Origin of the sequence: Formosa algae, from assembly GCF_001439665.1 — a bacterium.
GTDB classification, from domain to species: domain Bacteria; phylum Bacteroidota; class Bacteroidia; order Flavobacteriales; family Flavobacteriaceae; genus Formosa; species Formosa algae.
In genome coordinates, this window is the sequence record NZ_LMAK01000056.1 from 1 (window position 1) to 19,321 (window position 19,321).

Genomic DNA, 19,321 nt, shown 5'->3' on the forward strand with positions numbered 1-19,321 from the left:
CCCGCCTCTGCCTTGTCAGCCGATACCGTTCCTACGGTATAATCATTATATAATTTATGAGCCTCCTTGGCCCCTTTAAACATATTTATCGTACGCTGTGATGCTTCTTTAGGAATTAGTGTAATTGGTGTGACCTCATCAGGTTTCCCTTTCCCTATATAGACTAATGGGTCGTTTGGATCTGCTCCTATTACACTTGTGTTTTCAACATACACATAAGGCGGCGCACTATATACATGTGGAACCCCATAATAGTAATCGAACCCTAAATTATTGGGTTCTGGACTTAGAGGTTGTTTCCAATCGTTTTCACCGGTTCCAAAGCCTAAGTGCCATTTCCCTAATGCGGCAGTAGCATAGTCACTATTTTTTAAAACACCGGCAATAGTTAATTGTTCTGTATTAATTATTAAATCTGAAGTTATTGGTGCTGGTCCCCAAATACCATTACCATCATTTGCTCTCAATGGATACTCTCCAGTAAGCAATGCATACCGTGATGGCGTGCACACAGCAGACGCCGAATGGGCATCGGTAAACCGCTTACCTTCTTCAGCAAGTTTGTCAATATTTGGAGTTTTAACTTTTGTTGCACCATAACAGCCTAAATCACCATAGCCTAAATCGTCTGCAAATAGAATGATGATATTGGGTTTTTCTTGTACCTGCATGCCAATTACACTACAAGTAAATCCAAGCGCAATAACGATATGTTTAGGTATTCTTTTTATCATTGTATTTGTGTTCTAAAAAACTTTAATTGATTTAGTAATACTTTAAAATTTTTAAGATTCAAGCACTTCTATTGGAGTTATAAATCTAGATTGTTAATTTCAAACCGAAGCAAGTGCGCTTCCCCTTTACTTTGTCTCATACAAATTCCCCATCCTGGAATTTCTTTTGCGGCATTATCATTTTCTAAATGTGGACGATACAAACCAGGAGCCATTGGAATACTACTTAGATTTTCAGCTAAAGGTTTAAAATCTAAACCATCTTTAGCCCAATGAATAGATTTACTTAAAGAAGTAAGCGATGCTACACTTTCATTTTGATTCCATATTAACACCTCATGACCACGCTCTACTAATGGTTTAGCGTACTTTTGAAAAGGCCCCGCAGGACTATCTGCCATGGCCACCCCCATCTGTGTTTTCTTTGGGCCTTGTTTTCCGTATTCTATACATCGTCCCTTGTAATACAACCATATTTTTCCATCTTTTACCAACATACTGGCATCATCTACGCGATAACTATCAAAATCAGACGACACCTTACTAGGTGCGATTACAATATTATTTTCAGGTCTTTTAAAAGGTCCATCAGGACTATCAGCAACCGCAACCCCAATAGCTGTAAAATCTGTAGTACTGTTTCCTTCAAAATCCTTATTGGGGTTTCCTAGAGTAGGCTGCACGCCTGTATAATACATATAATATTTACCTTGATAGACTAAAATATTGGGTGTAAAAACCGAATGGCTATCAAAGTTCCCTGCTTCTCCTACATCTAAAGCCATGCGTTGTTCTTGCCACGTATGACCTTCGTCTTCGGAAGTAGCATACCAAATGGTACCCCAATACCCCGATCGTACCGGTTTATCCATACGCGTGTACCAGATGTAATAGGTATTATTAACCTTTATAATATCACTTGGATCTCTGCGGTTATAAACTGAATCTTGCCCTATACCTTCTATTTCTGAATAGGAAAAACGGACTGTCTCGGAAGGTATTTCCGTATTACTAACAGCTGCTTCCGACTCGGTTTTCTTGGCTTGTTTATTTCCACAGGCACAGAACAACAAGGCTGAAATTGCAATTAGAGGTATATAACCTAAACTTCGTTTTATATTCATTTTCATAATTGTCTTATAGTTTAATTGAGATCGTTTCTCCTGATTGTATCGTTTGTTTTTTAAGCTTTTTAGTCCCCACACCCTTTAGCGTAAATTGCTCTAAACTTAAATCTCCTGAAATCACTTTTAGTACTGCTTCTTTATTTTTCACTTCGCAAGTCCCATAACTATAGCCATTACTCCAATAGTACGTTCCAGGTTTAGAGGTGAAGGTCATTGATTTTTCTACTGCTGAATACTGAAAGCCTGTGGTTGCTAAAATACCTGCCCAAGCCACCATGCTTCTGGCATAGTGATGTCCGGCTTCGGCTTCGTTAAACGGACTCCTTTTTTTACCATCATAACGATCTCTAACATTTCGGATACTTAATAGGCCATTTTCCGTTTGTCCTTCCTGCAACATTCCAATGGCTGCAGAATATTCAAAACCTGTCATCACTTCACTATAATAAGGAAATGGTTTTTCTGGTCGCTCACCAGGATATGCCGCCATCAATAATGCAGACTCATCCCCTATAGCATAAGACCGGTGAAAATTAGTATGAGACGCCATGTTTTCAACATAATTATATTTCATTATCGACTCAAGGGTTTTCTTGATATTATCTTCATTCCCTAAATATCCTAACCCAACGATATGTGCGAACATTTGTCCCACTAACTGATCGACCAAAACCCCTTTTCCTAATTGAAAATCTGGCGAAGTAAAATCTATGGCATTTTTACTATCTGTAGCTCCTATAAGCGATTCAGCCACGTTATCTGCCGACATAGGTGGTTGAATATGTTGCTCGTAATATTCACCATTGAACAAATTAGTGTCCATCCACTCAGAACCGTTTTTAAATAGGTTTTTACATGTATTGGCGAATGCATTATCTCCTAAATACGTAGCCATTTCTTCTGAAGCTTTCAAGGCACCTAAATACCAAAAGCCCATTTGCGGATTTGGCCCGAAATATTCCACATCCATGGTATTGTGCTGCGAGCCTTCCATAACGCCATTTTTATCAGCATCCCAACCACCTGGAATCCAACAGAATTCTAATGTTTTTTTTACTTTTAGCCAGTGCTTCTTAAGAAATGCATCGTCTCCAGACAATTGCCATTCGCGATAAAACTTCATAATACTTCCCATTTGTCCGTCGGCTGCAGCTTTACCCCATTTCTGACCCTGATCTAAAGGTAAATACACTCTAAAACTCATTAAACCATCATCGTCTGTGGCATAATTATATTCGACATCCCGCATGGTTTTAGCCAAGTCTCCAAATAAAAACGCTGTGGTTTGCTCGTAATTCCAAACATGTGTACACGACCCAAAGCAGGATCCATAATCATCGAAAATACCTTCCCAGCCTAATAAGTGCCCACTTTTTATTCTGAAGACTAATTGGGTTCTTAAATGTGCTAAATTAAAAAGTGAAGCTTCCTTTATTTCTTCAGGTATGTCACTTTCAATAAGTGCATTTACAAATGTTTTAGTACTAGTTTCCAATTCACCTAAACGGGGTAAGGTTTTAGAAATCACATCCCATGAATCGCTATATTTTGTTGCGTAATAATTTCCAACTGTCGCTTTTATAAGCTCTTGAAAACCGGGTTTATCCCACGTTTGTCTGTTTGGAAAATTCCAACTAATTAAAAATTGGAAATTTCTTGACTCGCCAGCCTTTAAAATCGTTTTAACTGCTAAGGATCCCATCGGAGCATTTGCCTTCTCGTTTACACGTGGTTCAAGCATTCCATCGGTACTAAAATCGTCCCAAAACTCCAATCTCTTTTTATCCCATCTGCTCGTCATCGGTTGCCAAGCTGTGCGATAGGTTGTTGTCCCTTCATTTAAAGACACGAAACTCATGGTTCCCCATTGTTCACTTTCAGGATCTACGCCGTTTGTAGTATAATGAATGCCTTTTACACCATCATCCTCACGATAAGTGTTTATATTTTTTATTGCTTCTCCCCTTTTCCCATCAAAGCCAATGAAATTCTGAATGCTTCCTGTCAAGGAAATCGTGATGTCCTGATCAATTGTGTTTTTTACGGTATAATTTAGAATAGCCATAGGAATACTACTATCGTCTATTTTCCCTGGAATTAGCGGATTAAAAGCCCCTACAACCACATCTACTGGTAAGTCATCATCACTTAAAAACACCTGTCCAAAGGGATAAGCTGTTTTAAATTCAGCATGCCCAAAACGCGGTAAACCATGATTATTGGAAGTTGCTCCCCAAGCCCCTTCGTAATAGGCTTCGTCTGATGGTCCCTCTAACAAACGTGTCTGTGTTTCACCTTTACGATCTTCAATATAAATGGCAAAAAATGGGCCTTTTTGTTTTACAGGCCCTCGATTTTCTAGGGTTGGATTAAAACCTTTAGCTGGTCGGTTCATAATTTCCCAATCTTCTAAAGATCCTCTTCCTGTTAAAGAAATGGTTCCTGTACCAATACCGCCAACGGGCATTTTTATCTTTTGAATATGGTCTTGGTCGTAGGTTTTAAGTACTGGCCAATCCATGCCTTTGGACTGCGCAAAAGATAAACTGCTAATACCTAATGCGACTAATAATGTAGTTAGCGGTTTAATTGTAGTCATAGTTTGTTTGTATTCTTAGTTTAGCTTGTCCAATGCTTCGTTTCCCCTTTTTTCAAAGTGATAACTTCACTGAGTTTTCCTTCGGAATATATTCTGAAAGCACCATCTGTGGTGGCGTGAATTTCAGCCTTCTTGAGCTTGCCATGTTCCCAGGCTACATCTACTTCAAATCCGCCACGAGCACGCAATCCTTTTATACTTCCTTTAGACCAAGCTGAAGGTAATGCTGGTAGCAAATGTAAAATATAAGATGCATCCGCTAAAGCTTCATTCGGAACAACGGGACTAAAATAATTTGGTGTTTTAGGGTCTTGCTGATACGCTACAAACGCTGCGGCGTCTATTGTTTTCGCCGTATTATCGACACTTCTTAAATGACTTTGCAATAACATCTCGCAAACGCCTGCGACACCACCAAAGTTTCCATCGATTTGAAAGGGAGGATGAAAATCGAACAGATTAGCATAGGCTCGCTTAGACGTTAAAAACTGATAAAATTGATGGGATTTATCGCCGTTATGAAGCCGTGCCCAAAAATTAGTTTTCCAAGCGGTACTCCAACCTGTAGAAATATCACCGCGATGTTTCATGGTTACCAGCGCTGCATCTGTTAATTCTGGTGTGGTTAGTGGCGAAAAATCACGCCCTGGGTGCAAGGCTATTAAATGTGAAATATGCCGATGCTGATCGGTTGGGCTATCCCAATCTTCTGGCCATTCTTGTACTTGTCCATACTGCCCAATTTTTTGAGGCGACAATTTCAGAATTATCTGTTGAAGTTTTTTTCTAAAGGCTGCATCTTTATCTAAAACCGTTGCAGCTTCAATACAATCAGTAAACAAATTCAAAACCAATTGCTGATCCCAAGCAGCTCCATAGGTCTGCTTATTTAATTTACTAAATTGCTCTGACAAATAGGTGTTTTCTGGAGACCACGTTGGGTATACTACAAGCGATCCATCTTTCCAAGGAGCTAAAAAGTCAACATAAAATTCGGCTGCACCTTTTAGTATAGGATAAATATCTTCTAAATACGTTTTATCTTGATTAAACGCATAATGCTCGAAGAGATTCTGGCATAACCAAGCTCCAGATTGTTGCATGCGTCTACCGTGTTCATTAGGTGCTGTAAACCCAAAAACATTTCCGTTAAGCCCGACACTCCACCCATTTTGTACACCATAAGCTTCTTTAGCCACATGTTTACCTGATTCCGCTAGAATTTTCATCCATTCAACATAAGGAGAAAAAGAACTAGGTAAGTTTGCGGTTTCGACCATCCAATAATTCATAGCTACATTTATATCGTTATGATAATCGGCATTCCAAGCCGGTTTTAAATGGCCATTCCAAAGCCCTTGCAAGTTAGATGGCACAGGAGCTGTGCGAGAACTACTGATTTGAAGGTACCGTGAATAATTAAAATACAGATTTTCTAATTCTATACTTGCTCCTTTTTTTATTAACTGATCTGTAGTCAGTCCTGATGGCTTAAAATCCAACTCCAATTGACAACGATCCATGAGTGCCGAAACGTCTTTTACATGTATTTGTTTCAGATTTTCATAGCCTAGCACTACAGCTTCTTTCATCCTATCTTGTGTATCGGCCATAAAATCTCGCCCTTTAAACGTTGGATAAATAGGAAGATAATCTGAATAGGCAGTTAGGTATATTTTAACATCTGTAGCGCCTTCAACTTGCAGGGAACCATCTTTATTCTGAATTAATGTTCCATTACCAGCATCTACATAAATTAATTGCTGAAAACTGATATTATCTTGCACCATGGCCGCTTCACCAGTCAAAATCACATAATGCCCTTCCGATGTAACCCTATGATTTTCATGCAAAGTACTCGTTGAAATTTTCAAATTTAATTTGGCATGCTTCGCGGTATAACGCACTGCAATCACATCGTTTGGATGACTACAAAAATATTCGCGTGTAAAATGTCCATTACCTATATTATATTCTACCCTTCCAATTCCTGAGTGAGCATCTAAGGAGCGCATGTAATTTGATACGGAAGTACTGTCATGACCTGTGGAAATAAACACATCTGTAAATGGCGCATAATTCCCTAGAGGTTGTGTGGAGCTCAAATATTTGGTAGACATGGCTTCCATACTATCCTCGCCCGTGCCATAATGACTTTGTTCGTAAGCTTCTCTGACTTTGTCAAAATGCTTGTACCCTTCTAGTTTTACTCCAGATTGCGCTACGGAATCCATCCCACGTTTGCTATTCATCCAAAATGTAATATCGTTTATCAAAAGGTGTTCTTCATCTATTCCTCCAGAAAACATGGCGCCTAAGCGTCCGTTCCCAAATGGAAGTGCCTCTTGCATGTACCCGTTTTTCCTATAATTATTTCTTTGCTCCGTTGTGAATTTACTCGAAGGCTTATCATATTTCAATACTATTTGTGCCTTAGTTTGCAGAGAAACCATGGTTATTAAGATTAGAAATAGAAAAGCTTTATTCATTTTTGATTTAATTAGTTGGTTTTAGTTTATTGTGGTTTAAATCCGACACCTTTAATTTTCGGTTGCTACTGCTGTAGTATCCTTGATTATTTCACTGCCCCACCAATCGGTATTTGGTTGGTAATTTGGACTTAGCATTTGTTTTCTTTTTGCATCTAATCTGGGCATCAATTTATTTTTATTATCCTCTAAACGCTTGTCCCAAGCCGACTCATCCCAATTTTCATCTAATTCTGCATATTCCGTATCCATAGCTTTTAACCAATTCATCAGCTCGGTTTTCATTTCTGAAGCCTTTGTAACTTCTTCCGAAGCTAAATCATATATTTCACCTAAATCGGTATCTAAATTGTATAATTCGATATGAAGGTCTTCCCAATAATAAATCAGTTTCCAGTTTCCTTTTCTAATGATTGAAACCGGTTCGCCTCCTTGATTTCCATAATGCGGATAATGCCAAAACAAGGGCCTTTCGACAATGGTACCCCCTTCTAAAAGTGGTTTTAAACTCACACCATCGGCATGTGCTTTTGGCTGAAGTGGAATATTGGCTAAATCTAATAGTGTAGGAAACAAATCGACTCCAGAAACAGGAACTTCAATCGTCCTACCACCTTGATGTAACCAAGGCACATATACAAAATAAGGCACACGAATACCACCTTCCCACTGATAACCTTTTCCGCCACGAAGTGACAATTGGTTGGTTGAAAAATTATCTCCCGAAGTCACGCCACCATTATCGGACGTAAACACCACAATGGTATTTTTATCTAAGCCATTAGCTTTCAAGGTTTGCATAACACTACCAATGGCGCCATCTACCTCTTCGATTAAGCCTGCATATACTGGATTATCTTGATACATTCTAAATGGCAACTCATGTTCCATTTCAAAACCTTGCTCGGCAATTCCCAAGCTATCGGCCTTGTTTCTATATTTTGTCCACTTGGCTTTTGTGGTCTGAATTGGAGCATGCACCGCATAAAACGACAAGTAGGCTAAGAAAGTGGTGTCTTTATTTTTTTCTATGAATTTTGAGGTTTCTTTAGCCAATTTCATGGAAAGTGACATGCCCTTTTCATCTTCATAATCTGTCATGTTTGGGTTATTAAAAGGTGAAAAATAACCTCCCGAATACGGTCCTCCTTTTTCATATCCCCCTTGGTTAACATCAAATCCATGATTTGTAGGTAAAGATTGTTCCGCTTCACTTCCCAAATGCCATTTTCCAGCAAAAAAAGTAGCGTATCCGTTCGCTTTAAACACCTCTGGCAAGGTCACATCATTAGTATCTAAATGATGCTTATATTCTGGTGGCAAGAGTTTAGTATGCCTATTTTTCTTTTTCCAAGCCAATCCCGACGGTGCGCCATCGAATTGTGTAATACCATGTCTTGCCGTAAACTGTCCGTTTAATAAACTCGCCCGCGACGGACTACACACCGAACAGGTGGCGTAACCATTGGTAAATATATTTCCCGAAGTTGCTAAAACATCAATATTTGGCGTTTCATAATAATGGCTTCCCATAACACTTAAATCGGCATATCCTAAATCGTCTACCACAATAAAAAGGACATTTGGTTTTATAGGTTCTGGTTTTGTTTTACAGGATTGTAATACCAAAGTAATAAGCGCAAAAACATATATTGATTTGTTCATGTTATTGGTTTTGATTGTTAGGTCTAATCCACATACAGTGTCCGCCACCGGCAACCATTTTCGCTGATACCACATCGCCCTTTTTTACTGTGGCAGTGCGTACTTGGTAGGCTTCAGGATTAGTTTTACTATTTGTATCTTCGGCATCTTCGTAATAGGTAATTTTATAGGTTTCGCTGTCTTTTAGAAAGTCTAACGTAATATCTAAAGTGCCTCCATCTGCATGAACGGAACCAATATACCATGCATCGCCATGGCGACGAGCTGTAGAGATATAACGATCCATTTTAGCATGTAGAATCTTGGTGTCGTCCCATTTACCAACAGGCATTTCTTTAATAAATTCGAATACATCTGATTTTTCCGAATACGCTTCTGGTGCATCTGGAATACAAACCAAACCACTAAAAATAATAAGTGTACGCGCGGCCTCTGCTGTAACGGTGGTGACTAACGAATTTAACTTTCTCGGTCCTTTTTCGCGTTCTCCAGCATTCACACTAGAAATATCGAAAACTCCATTATTCATATCTAGTGGCCCTTGAATGGCATTAATTAAAGCCATTCTAATAAAAGTTTTTGGCGTAAATGCACGTCTAGAATCTTGTTGCGCATGGCAAAACTCTTTCGTTATAGCATTTGGATAAGTTCTTGACACGCCTGTAAATGGCACTGGACCATCATGAAAATCTATTAACAAATTACTTGCGGCACTCATTTTAATCGCGTTTCGTGTAAACTCTACATCACTCCCCATAAACCCGTATTTAATCCCTTTCATACCCAATGAATTATAATACGGAAACAAGGCTTCATCGCCATAATCGCCTTGACGTCTGTCGTAATACAATAGCAATGACACGCCTTTTTCTTTTGCATAAGCCGTCACTTTATCCAAATCTAATTTATCCGACATTTCCATATAACCCGGTTTAACATCGGTGTACCATGCATCGTCTATCATGAAATATTCTATATCGTTTTCAGCAGCAAAATCTATAAAACGATAATAACTTTCGTTATTGATACCATAGGTAAAACCGTCTTCTGCAGTAAAGCCATGTACGCGCCAATCCCATAAGGTTTTACCTGGTTTAATCCACGACGGATTTTCAATGGTATTAGCAGCAGCCACATTTAGTGGCACTGTATTGGTCAATAAATCGCCTATTCTATCTTCAATAAGAATAAGACGCCAAGGCGTTACCAAGTTGGTATCTTCTGAATTAAAATTGTTTTGAGACACTAACTTTTTGCGTTGTTGATCGAATTTAAAATCGATAACATCAAAACCAGGTGTACTTACTAAATCGGATTCCAAAAGTGATAGAAACTGATTTTGATCTCCTTCAACAACCAAAGGCATTTTTAAATTGTGTTTTATGGAATCCTGACTTTTAAAATCTTGAATTGAAAATGGTCCGAATGGTTTACCTTCTCCCGCTGGTGAGTATAATGTACTAGAATCAGCCAAATCGTATTCCATAAAAAAGGAAGGAGATATACCGTTTGAAACCTCAGTAACTTTAAAACGAAATGCTACACCTTTATCGTAAGTTCTTATAAGAAGTGTTGCAGACGTACCTTGATAATCTAGATATAGCTCCAATTCAGCATAGTGATTTTCAATGTCGCTAAACTGTCCCCACACGGGATGCCACGTCTCTTGAACCTGGTTCATTTTGACTCCTAAAACTTTCACATTAAGATTTTGAAGTATTGAAATTTCAGAATTTAAAACCAAACCTATTCCGTTTTTATAAAGGTTGTACCTTAATTGCGAGTCTTGATCGTTTATCACAACTTTGACTTCACCATTTGGAGATACAATATCTAATTGCTTTGATTTAGAGCAACTACTTAAGGTTAATATAAAACTTATGACAACGAGTATATTTTTCATTTTGATTAAGGTTTTGGTTTTTCACCAAACGCTAGTTGATGGTTATTTTTATTGCTAATTTACAAGTATAGACATTTCTATTCCAATTAGATTTACCTATTTCAACCATAAACATGTATAAAATTAACATTTTTGTTTTATCAATTTCTATCGGTTATCCCTATACAAACCATTTGAGCAGTTTGACTCACCACATGCACTAACATGCTCGACGTATATAAATAATGGTCTTAATATGTCTATAAAACCATTATTTCCAAAACCAAACATTAAACTAAAGTTCACCCATTAAAAAGATAGTTAGTAATTACATTATAATAGAGCTTTCTAGTCATCCTGTTTACCATCCTTAGTATTCATTTTTATTTTCAACTTCTAAACTTACAGACAGTACCGAAATTATTATTAGAGATATGATGATGCCTAACAAAGATGCGTTTGCATTCTGTGAAATCATAAAATCTGATACAAATCATTGCCATTTTCCAAACCGACATGGCGTTTCTCCTTCAGAGTTTTAAAAAAAATATTTTCTCCATACTAAGGATACGTTTGGAAACATTTAAGATAAATAATATCTAATTTTAAGATAAGTTAGTCTGTTACGTTTTTCATATATTTGCGCTATATTTTTTACATAAATCACAATTATTATGACATTCTACAACAAAATAAAATGGGTTCTTGGTATTCTTATGGTTTTCGTTTTAATACTTGCGACAAACTTAATAGATAGAAATAATTTTTTAAGAGTTAAAGATTCCGTTATTACTATTTATAATGATAGAATTGTTGCGAACGATATAATCTTTGAAATGTCACGGTTAGTGCAAGAAAAAGAAGTTGCCATGGCTAAACAAGATTCTATTTTTTTTGTAGACAGAAACAAGGAAGTCAATCTTGAAGTTCAGGCTTTAATTACGAGATTTGATCAAACAAAATTAACCGTTGAAGAAGGTAAAATATTTAATGCTTTTAAAGATGATTTAAAAGCACTACAAAAATCTGAAGCCGCGTTAACACAATCAGGATTATCACAAACAACAGCTTTAGAAAATCAGATTAGAAGTGTAGAAGCCAACCTGTATAAGTTGTCCAAAATTCAACTAAGTGAAGGCAGAAGACAAACGTCTTTGAGCAAAAAAGCCATTAGTTCAATAGAATTATTCACACATATGGAAATCTATATTTTAGTCTTTCTAGCCATCTTAGTTCAGATTATTGTTATTTATAAACCTAAAGAAGAGGAGTAATATTTTTGGAAATATATTTTCTCATTACATTTATAAATGCCTTATTATTTAATAATATACTTTAGTAGTTACAAAATGGTTAATTATTACATAAACTAATAAGTCTTTAATTTTCTTGTTTAAATCTTTTAAACTCTTTAATATATTTTTCTAACCTTTTGTTGTCTTTTGATTTTAAAAGAAATGGTTTTCTTTTTCCAACAATCATTACGTCATACTTCAAATTATTATTTTGATCTTTAATTTCAACATCTATATATGGTTGAAACAAACTACATTTTGTGTTCAATAAAACTCTAGAAAGACCAGCTATTTCTTTTGTAGGGAATTGATTTGAAATATCTAAAAGTTCTAATTTTGACAAATTCCATAAAGGCTTAAGGGAATTATCTTTTAAACGTAAATTAATTAAACGTAAATATCCTAAATTTCTATTGACGGCGATTGATTTAAGAGAATCTAATTTCATTGGTTTCCACATTCCTCCTTCAAGTGAAAGAGATTTTAGTTGAGAAATATTTTCGATTTCATCTATATTTGAAATTTTTGAAAAATCTCTAATAGATAAATTTTTCAATTTTTTATTTTTCTTAAAATCCCATAATTTTGTTGCCTTTGTATTCCAATCCAATAACAATGTCTCACATGCTTTCAAATTTTCAAGACAACTCAAATCATTTATTAAAACTTGATATAAACTAACATATTTAGGCTGTATAAGATTGAAAATTTTTTCAATATCTTTTTCCTTAGCCGAAAACAACCAGAGATTATCAATTTCCAAATTTTTTAAACGCTCTATATTCTTAACTTTCGAAGTGATTGACAAACTATTTGAAGTGGAATCAAAGTCTTTTAGATCTTCTATTATTCCTGGTTTTGTTTCGTATGGATCAATCAAAAATTTTGTCATTTGTCAAATCTTTATTAAATATTAAAGTATAGCTTCTGTTTTGTTCAATGCAAAATCATCTGTATTTATATTCAGTTAGCAATACTTTTATTTATTAATTTTTATGTTTATCCAAAACCTTTATAGTTCTATAATCACAAAACATTATTCAGAATAATCTGCAGGTAACTTTCTAGATTTAGTTGCTTTTTCGAACGCTAAACCAAGCTGTAATAATTCAACTTCTTGAAACGATTTGGTTATAAATGTTAAATTTTCAGGTTCCCCATTTGTTTTATACCCCATTGGAACAGTTAACGCTGGATATTTAGCTACAGCAGCCATACCTGCATAAAAATTATTAATACTCAAAATAGCATCTAACTGATTTGAATCTAAAATAGCATTTAAATGTGCTCTACTTTTATGCTCTAAATTGTCTTTAATTCCTTTTAATTGTTCTGTAGACACCGTATCGGCAACAATGCCTTCAAATAGCGCCTGACCATATGGTATTCTAATTAAACTATCTTGCTTATTATAATGAATAACCTCTGAAATATTAGAAACTTCTAAAGTTTCCTTATTCAACACATGATTTTGAATGTAAGATGGTAAATCGTGTTTCATATCTATACTTAAAATACTCCTAAACCCTGGTAAGCTTACACTTTCTGGAGTAAACACTACTATTGTTGCGCCTTGATCTTTTAAAACCTGAAGCGTTGCAGCATAAAGACTATCGGTTTCCATTTTATCTTTAAATGCTCCAAACCGCTTTCCTGATAAAGACTGCTCCTCTATATTCTTAAAATGTTTATCGGTGTCTACAGATTTTTCGTCGCTAAGATCTTGTCCTGTCATAGCCGATAATAAAATTGCTGTATCTGTAACATTTTTTGCCATCGGACCAGGTGTGTCCAAGGTACTTGATATGGGTACAATTCCAGATCTACTTAACAATCCAATAGTAGGTTTTAAACCGACAATAGAATTTTGACTTGAAGGCGACAATATAGAACCTGACGTTTCTGTTCCCACAGCTGCAACCGCATAATTGGCAGCAACAGCTGTGCCACTTCCTGCACTAGAGCCACCAGTTTCGAAAATTTTTCGTCCATACGGATTTAAAGTTTGTCCGCCAACAGCGCTATAACCAACAGGGCAACCTGAACATAAAAAATACGCCCATTCGCTTAAATTAACTTTTCCTAAAATTAATGCTCCATGAGATTTTAATTGTTTTACAATAAAAGCATCGTCTGTGTTGTTATCCATAAATGCGATTGCTCCTGCAGTAGTATGCATACCTTGAGTATCGATATTATCTTTTAAAAGAATGGGCATACCAAAAATCTCGTGTCTTTCAGCATTAGGAAATTTTGCTAAAGTTTCGTCACATAACTTGGCCTGATTTATCACCTCTTCATTTAAAGCGAGTATGGTATTTAAAGTCGTTTCATTATTTAATTCATAGTTATAAATACGATATAAATAAAATAAGACCAACTTTTCATAACTTAAATCTCCAGCAGCAATATGCGCTTGAATGGTAGGTATATCTTGTTCTAAAATAAGAGGTTTCCATGTGTTGTAATCGGCTTCTGAAATTGCAGATACGTCCTTATAAAGCGGTAGAAAAATATCGTTTTTATCTAAAACTTTAGACTGAATGAGCTTATAGCGCATACGTGATTTTTGGTGATTTGCATTCGCGACAACATCTAGAGAATCATTATATGGTTTCCAAATAACTTGACGTTCAATACTCTTATCTTTCTCTTTACACGCTATAATAAGAAGGAGAATACAAACAATTAAAATACGCTTAAAATTCATAACTAATATCATTTTAGGGAGGCTTAAAATAACACTTCAGATGTTTCTTGGTGTGATTAATCAGCTGGTGAAGGACTAAATTTAACAATTAAATTAGATATTCAGCAATAATTAAATATTTGTAGAGCGAAGTAGCAGAAGTATTCTACAATTGTTGAAACAGTTAGGATTCCATTTTTATACTAACGTAGTGTAAGTTTACAGCCATATATAACTCCTCTTGAAGCAGTATTTTACATATAATTATCTTATATTTAAGATGTAAATTTCAATTATTAGTGCACTATACATTCCAAATCCCAAAACCATGTCATAAATCTTGGCAAAGCATGAAACCTACAGAACGTGGAGCTTTTTGTTCTGCTTGCCAAAAAACGGTTATAGATTATACACAGGCGACACCTGCACAACTTCGTGACTTATTAAAACAAAAACAACCTGTTTGTGGTAAATTTAAACCTGAACTATTAGATGTGCCCATAACTAAGCCACATCCAAAATGGTATTCTAAACTGGGCTTGTATTTGGGAGTATCGTCTCTATTTTTAATCTCTCCTGCTATTTTTAGTCAGGTACAACACACACCTCAACCAACTCGTATTGCACCTACTGCTACTGAAAAAGAAAACGGCATTACCAATCCAGAACCTGTCTTAGATTCTATACGTCTTGAGGGTATTGTTTCTGATGCCAATTGGCCTTTACCAGGAGTAAATATCTTTCTTAAAGGAAGATCTGAAGGTGTGATTTCAGATTTTGATGGTCGATTTTCAATAACAATTCCTAAAACGGTTTTAAAACACGAACCTGTGCTTATCTGTTCTTCTTTGGGTTACGAAACCAAAGAACTAACTATTACAGACCTAACCCAACCCATAAAAATTGAACTTTCTGAAGAATTAGTAACCATTGGAGAAGTGGTGGTTGTAAAACAGAATGTGTTTCACCGTATTAGAAATTGGTTTAGATAGAATGAACTAAATACGTTTCTAGCGGACTTACACAGCCTCTAAATTTCCCTTAAAAATTGACATATTTACGGACTTTAAATACTTCTATTGGTCGATTTGAATTTGTGTTTTCTATAGTATAATCCCACACAACTTCTCCAGAATCTGTCACTTCAATAAGATGCGCTTCTACTCCTGAACAAACTAAAGTATTTCCTGAATCCAGCCGTTGAGCCCCCGAAATATGATCTGAATAAAATGTATTTGAATACAGCCAAACCAACACGTCTGATCTTGTAATTTCTAAAACAGCAGATTTAGCCGTTTCTGCTGTATTATTAAAAACAAGTATGTTTCCATTAACTAAAAAAGTAGCATCATGTTGCCCAGACAAAGCGTCTTCTGCAGTTAACTCTGCAATGATACCTTTACTCTCTTTATCTATTAAATATAGCGTATTTTTACCCCTTGAACTTATAAGTATATTTCCATCCTTATAATCTACCGAGTTAAAATGTAAATAATCGTCTTGGTCATTATCTTCCGGAAAAATTCCGCCATCGTCCATAGCATTCCATTCCCAAATTACGGAATTATCTGTCTTGTCTATTAAAAGAACGACCTCGTTCCAATATTCTGAATTGTTATATTCTCTCAGTTGCCAAGACAAAGCAATAATTGTATTCGTATCTACCTCTTTAAAATCATGATGAAATGTAGACGCATCACTATATTTATTAATAGACCACAGAACCTCACTCTCATCATTAAGTTCTTCAATAACTGAAGACACCAATCCGCCAGAAGAAAACGTTCCATTATTCACTTCTGAAGATTTTCCTAAGCGTAATAACGTATTGTTTTCTGACAGATAATATCCGCCCGAAGAGGAATAGGAAGACGACCAAGTTTTAACCTCTGCTCCTGTAGAATCTATAAGATAAGTCGTAGTGTCTCCAATTAAGCTATACAGCACATAACCTTCACTAACTTCATTTTCAGACTCAACACTATCGGTATCTGCTGTGGTGCTCTCACAAGCACTAATTACACAGAATAAAACCAGAACAACCCCCAAATTAAATTTCTTATTTTTCATTTTTTAACAGCTATTAATTATCTGGTCTCGTGTTATATTCCGATTCTATAATCAAAACAAGTTTAACCATTTTCACGTTTGGTGTTAACATTTTAGTTTACATCTCTTACACATCTAACAAAATTGTACACCTTACGAATATCTCCTTGCGGACCAAAAGTATCAGGGTAATCGTCTACACTCCCTGCTTTCGGGTCGTTACGTTGTGCTCCTGCACCGTGTACATCTAATAATTGACCATTCATTTCTCCTTTAGCTTCTCCAAAACAGAAATAAACCGCATCTGTATAAGGTGTTGGTCCGTCTTGTAAAGGCGAACTCGTCCAATAGTAACCATATTGACCAGAATTACCTTCGTAATCTAAAATTGGAGTACATGTAAATAAAGGATCTATAGCTGGCGAACTAGTGGTTTGTGGAGATCTTGTATAATCTACAATACTTTGAAGTTCTTTTGCATTTGGCATTCTCCAATCTGAATGATCTCCTAAGCTTAGTGATTCTGCATAAGCTAAGCCACTTTCCCAGTCGTAAGTTTCGCCGTTATCTGCTTGTTGCCACATTAATCCTGTGGCACTATCTGTAATTGTTCCATCGCCATTATCTGTAAAAATATTTTCACCATACGTTACATTTCCTCTTACCATTCTAAAATACATGGTATTAGGTGAACCGTCTGAGGGGTCGTATTTAGGATAGCCTTTTAAACGCCCATCAACAAAATTGTATCCAAATACAGTTTCGTCTCCATTCATGGTAAGTCCGACATATTCTGTAACAGACCATGTTTGACCATCAATTTCGCGTTCTCCAATAGACTCATCGCCTATAGGTTGAACAAAATAATTTTCATCTATAAACATATCTACAGCATCGTCACCATAACACCTCCCTGTGAAATTGGCTAACGAATAAAGCTCCTTGATTGTTGGTATTCTCCAATCTGTATAGTCCCCTAAATTAAAATCATCTATCAGTGCCACAGCATCTGCATAAGACATTTTTTCTCCCATATCTTGTTGCCACATTAATCCGGTTATATTGTCGGTAACTGTGCCATCTCCGTTATCTGTATAAGAAGGCTGATTTCCATTATACGTAGCATCTTGTCCGTAGAAAGCATCACTCTCACTAGGCTCGGAAATTATGGCATCGCTACTATAAAAATCTGAAACGCCAGAATCTACAATAGCATAAGTATATCCGCTTACTACCGTTCCCGTATCTTCTTCTTGCTCTTCATCTACGCTAGTCTCGGTATCATTATCGCAAGAAAAAATAGCTAACACAACGAGTATACCCATTGAATATTTTAAAAAATTAGTGTTCATAATTTATATTTTGATAGTATTTGAATTAGATAGAAATTAAAGATCAGCAATACACTTTTATATTGGAAGCCTTTTCAATAGAATAGACTTTACAATCAATGAAAAATTTGTTTTTAGAAAAAATCCTTGATACTTAAGCTTATCAACTGAAATTTAAAATTTTATATTACGTACACTTCTAACGTAATTGAACACATATCTTACATCGCCTTGAGGTCCGAAATAAGTAGGATACTGATTTTTATTACCACTTTTAGGATCACTTCTTTGGCATCCTGCGCCATGCACATCCATAAGCTGATTGCGCATTTTACCTTGTCCTTCTCCAAATGCGATATACACAGCACCAGAACTCGGATTTACACCATCTAAATGTGTTGTGCTGGTCCAAAAAAATGGATATTGACCAGAATTCCCGTTTGGATCTTTAATTTCTGTAGTAGAAAATATTGGGTTAATAGCTGGAGAATTAGTGGTCTGAGGCGACCGAGAATAATCTACAATACTTTGCAATTCTTTAGCATTAGGCAAACGCCAATCTGTATGATTTGCAAGTTCTAAATCTTCTGAATAATTTATAGCAGTTTCCCAATCCCGCGCTACACCATCATCTGCTTTTTGCCACATTAATCCTGTAGCATAATCGCTTATTGTACCATCTCCATTATCTATAAAATTATTTTTTCCGTAATCTGTATTTCCTCTTACCATTCTAAAATACATGGTATTTTCGGTACGTGTACGTTTCTTTTGTGTTGGATATCCTTTAATACGACCATCGACAAAATTAACGCCAAAAACAGTTTCATCACCTTTCATGGTCACGCCCACATATTTTGTAGACGACCACGTTTGGGCATCAATTTCGCGTTCTCCAATTTTGGTGTTTCCTAAAGTCTGATTAAAATACTTGGTATCTATAAACAGTGTATTAGATTTAGCACCTTTAATCTGACCTGTAAATAGTATTAGAGAATATAATTCTTTAATGGTAGGTACGCGCCAATCGGAATAGCCTCCTAAATTAGAATGTTGAGCTTTAGAAAAAGAAGCCTCAAAGGTCATTTTTTCACCCATATCTTTTTCCCACATTAAGCCCGTCACATTATCTGTAATTGTACCATCACCATTGTCTGTATACGATGGCTGATTTCCTGTATACGTAGCATCTTGTCCATAAAACTCATCACCAGAGTTTGGTACTGAAATCACAGCATTATTACTATAAAATACAGTTACACCTGTATCTACGATTGGATATGTTATTTGTGCGACTACAGAGTATCCTATGGATAAGCAAATACTTAAAAATAAAAACACCTGTTTTATATACGTTTTCATAATTCTAAATTTAACTAATGTAAAGGTCTACATTTAGGTGTTCGTAAAAGAATAATATCAATAGAAGGCCTATTTCTTTCAACGAAATTTATTGAAAAC

13 protein-coding genes are annotated in these 19,321 nt (G+C 35.9%); 2 read left to right on the forward strand and 11 right to left on the reverse strand.

Annotation, left to right across the window (positions count from 1 at the left end; genetic code table 11):
- From AST99_RS12575 to AST99_RS12600, 6 genes are all read right to left on the reverse strand, one after another.
- A partial coding sequence (locus AST99_RS12575) for a sulfatase-like hydrolase/transferase (RefSeq protein WP_157486381.1) occupies positions 1 to 734 on the reverse strand: 734 nt, incomplete at its 3' end.
- Positions 735 to 811: 77 nt separating this feature from the next.
- Positions 812 to 1,864 (reverse strand): family 43 glycosylhydrolase, encoded by a 1,053-nt coding sequence (locus AST99_RS12580; RefSeq protein ID WP_083495683.1) that lies wholly within the window; start codon positions 1,862 to 1,864, stop codon positions 812 to 814.
- Positions 1,865 to 1,871: 7 nt separating this feature from the next.
- The gene (locus AST99_RS12585; protein ID WP_057782192.1) at positions 1,872 to 4,460 is read right to left on the reverse strand and encodes a GH116 family glycosyl-hydrolase; all 2,589 of its coding nucleotides are present in this window, start codon (positions 4,458 to 4,460) and stop codon (positions 1,872 to 1,874) included.
- 20 nt (positions 4,461 to 4,480) lie between these two features.
- A complete protein-coding gene (locus tag AST99_RS12590; protein ID WP_083495684.1) occupies positions 4,481 to 6,949 on the reverse strand; it encodes a glycoside hydrolase family 95 protein in 2,469 nt (822 codons plus the stop codon).
- Between the two features lie 51 nt (positions 6,950 to 7,000).
- Positions 7,001 to 8,614 (reverse strand): sulfatase, encoded by a 1,614-nt coding sequence (locus AST99_RS12595; protein WP_057782194.1) that lies wholly within the window; start codon positions 8,612 to 8,614, stop codon positions 7,001 to 7,003.
- A gap of 1 nt (position 8,615) precedes the next feature.
- Entirely contained in the window at positions 8,616 to 10,517 is a 1,902-nt protein-coding gene (locus AST99_RS12600; RefSeq protein ID WP_069727851.1) for a glycoside hydrolase family 97 protein, read from the reverse strand.
- Between the two features lie 653 nt (positions 10,518 to 11,170).
- Here AST99_RS12600 and AST99_RS12605 point away from each other — a divergent pair.
- Positions 11,171 to 11,770: an MCP four helix bundle domain-containing protein gene (locus AST99_RS12605; protein ID WP_057782195.1), complete on the forward strand. Its 600-nt coding sequence runs from the start codon at positions 11,171 to 11,173 to the stop codon at positions 11,768 to 11,770.
- 106 nt (positions 11,771 to 11,876) lie between these two features.
- On the opposite strand, the gene AST99_RS12610 is transcribed toward AST99_RS12605, so the two are convergent.
- Positions 11,877 to 12,683 carry a hypothetical protein gene (locus tag AST99_RS12610; protein WP_069727852.1) on the reverse strand — a complete coding sequence of 269 codons (807 nt, stop codon included), beginning with the start codon at positions 12,681 to 12,683 and terminating at the stop codon, positions 11,877 to 11,879.
- A gap of 144 nt (positions 12,684 to 12,827) precedes the next feature.
- Positions 12,828 to 14,501, reverse strand: a complete 1,674-nt coding sequence (locus tag AST99_RS12615; RefSeq protein WP_057782196.1) for an amidase family protein — start codon at positions 14,499 to 14,501, stop codon at positions 12,828 to 12,830.
- A gap of 329 nt (positions 14,502 to 14,830) precedes the next feature.
- Between AST99_RS12615 and AST99_RS12620 the strand changes: the two genes are divergently transcribed.
- Positions 14,831 to 15,472: a carboxypeptidase-like regulatory domain-containing protein gene (locus tag AST99_RS12620; protein ID WP_057782197.1), complete on the forward strand. Its 642-nt coding sequence runs from the start codon at positions 14,831 to 14,833 to the stop codon at positions 15,470 to 15,472.
- 49 nt (positions 15,473 to 15,521) lie between these two features.
- Here the strand turns inward: AST99_RS12620 and AST99_RS12625 are convergent, their stop codons facing one another.
- The 3 genes from AST99_RS12625 to AST99_RS12635 form a co-directional block, all read right to left on the reverse strand.
- Entirely contained in the window at positions 15,522 to 16,550 is a 1,029-nt protein-coding gene (locus AST99_RS12625; protein WP_057782198.1) for an arylsulfotransferase family protein, read from the reverse strand.
- Between the two features lie 92 nt (positions 16,551 to 16,642).
- A complete protein-coding gene (locus AST99_RS12630) occupies positions 16,643 to 17,881 on the reverse strand; it encodes an Lcl C-terminal domain-containing protein (protein WP_083495685.1) in 1,239 nt (412 codons plus the stop codon).
- Between the two features lie 153 nt (positions 17,882 to 18,034).
- Entirely contained in the window at positions 18,035 to 19,222 is a 1,188-nt protein-coding gene (locus tag AST99_RS12635) for an Lcl C-terminal domain-containing protein (protein ID WP_057782199.1), read from the reverse strand.
- Positions 19,223 to 19,321: the final 99 nt, after the last annotated feature.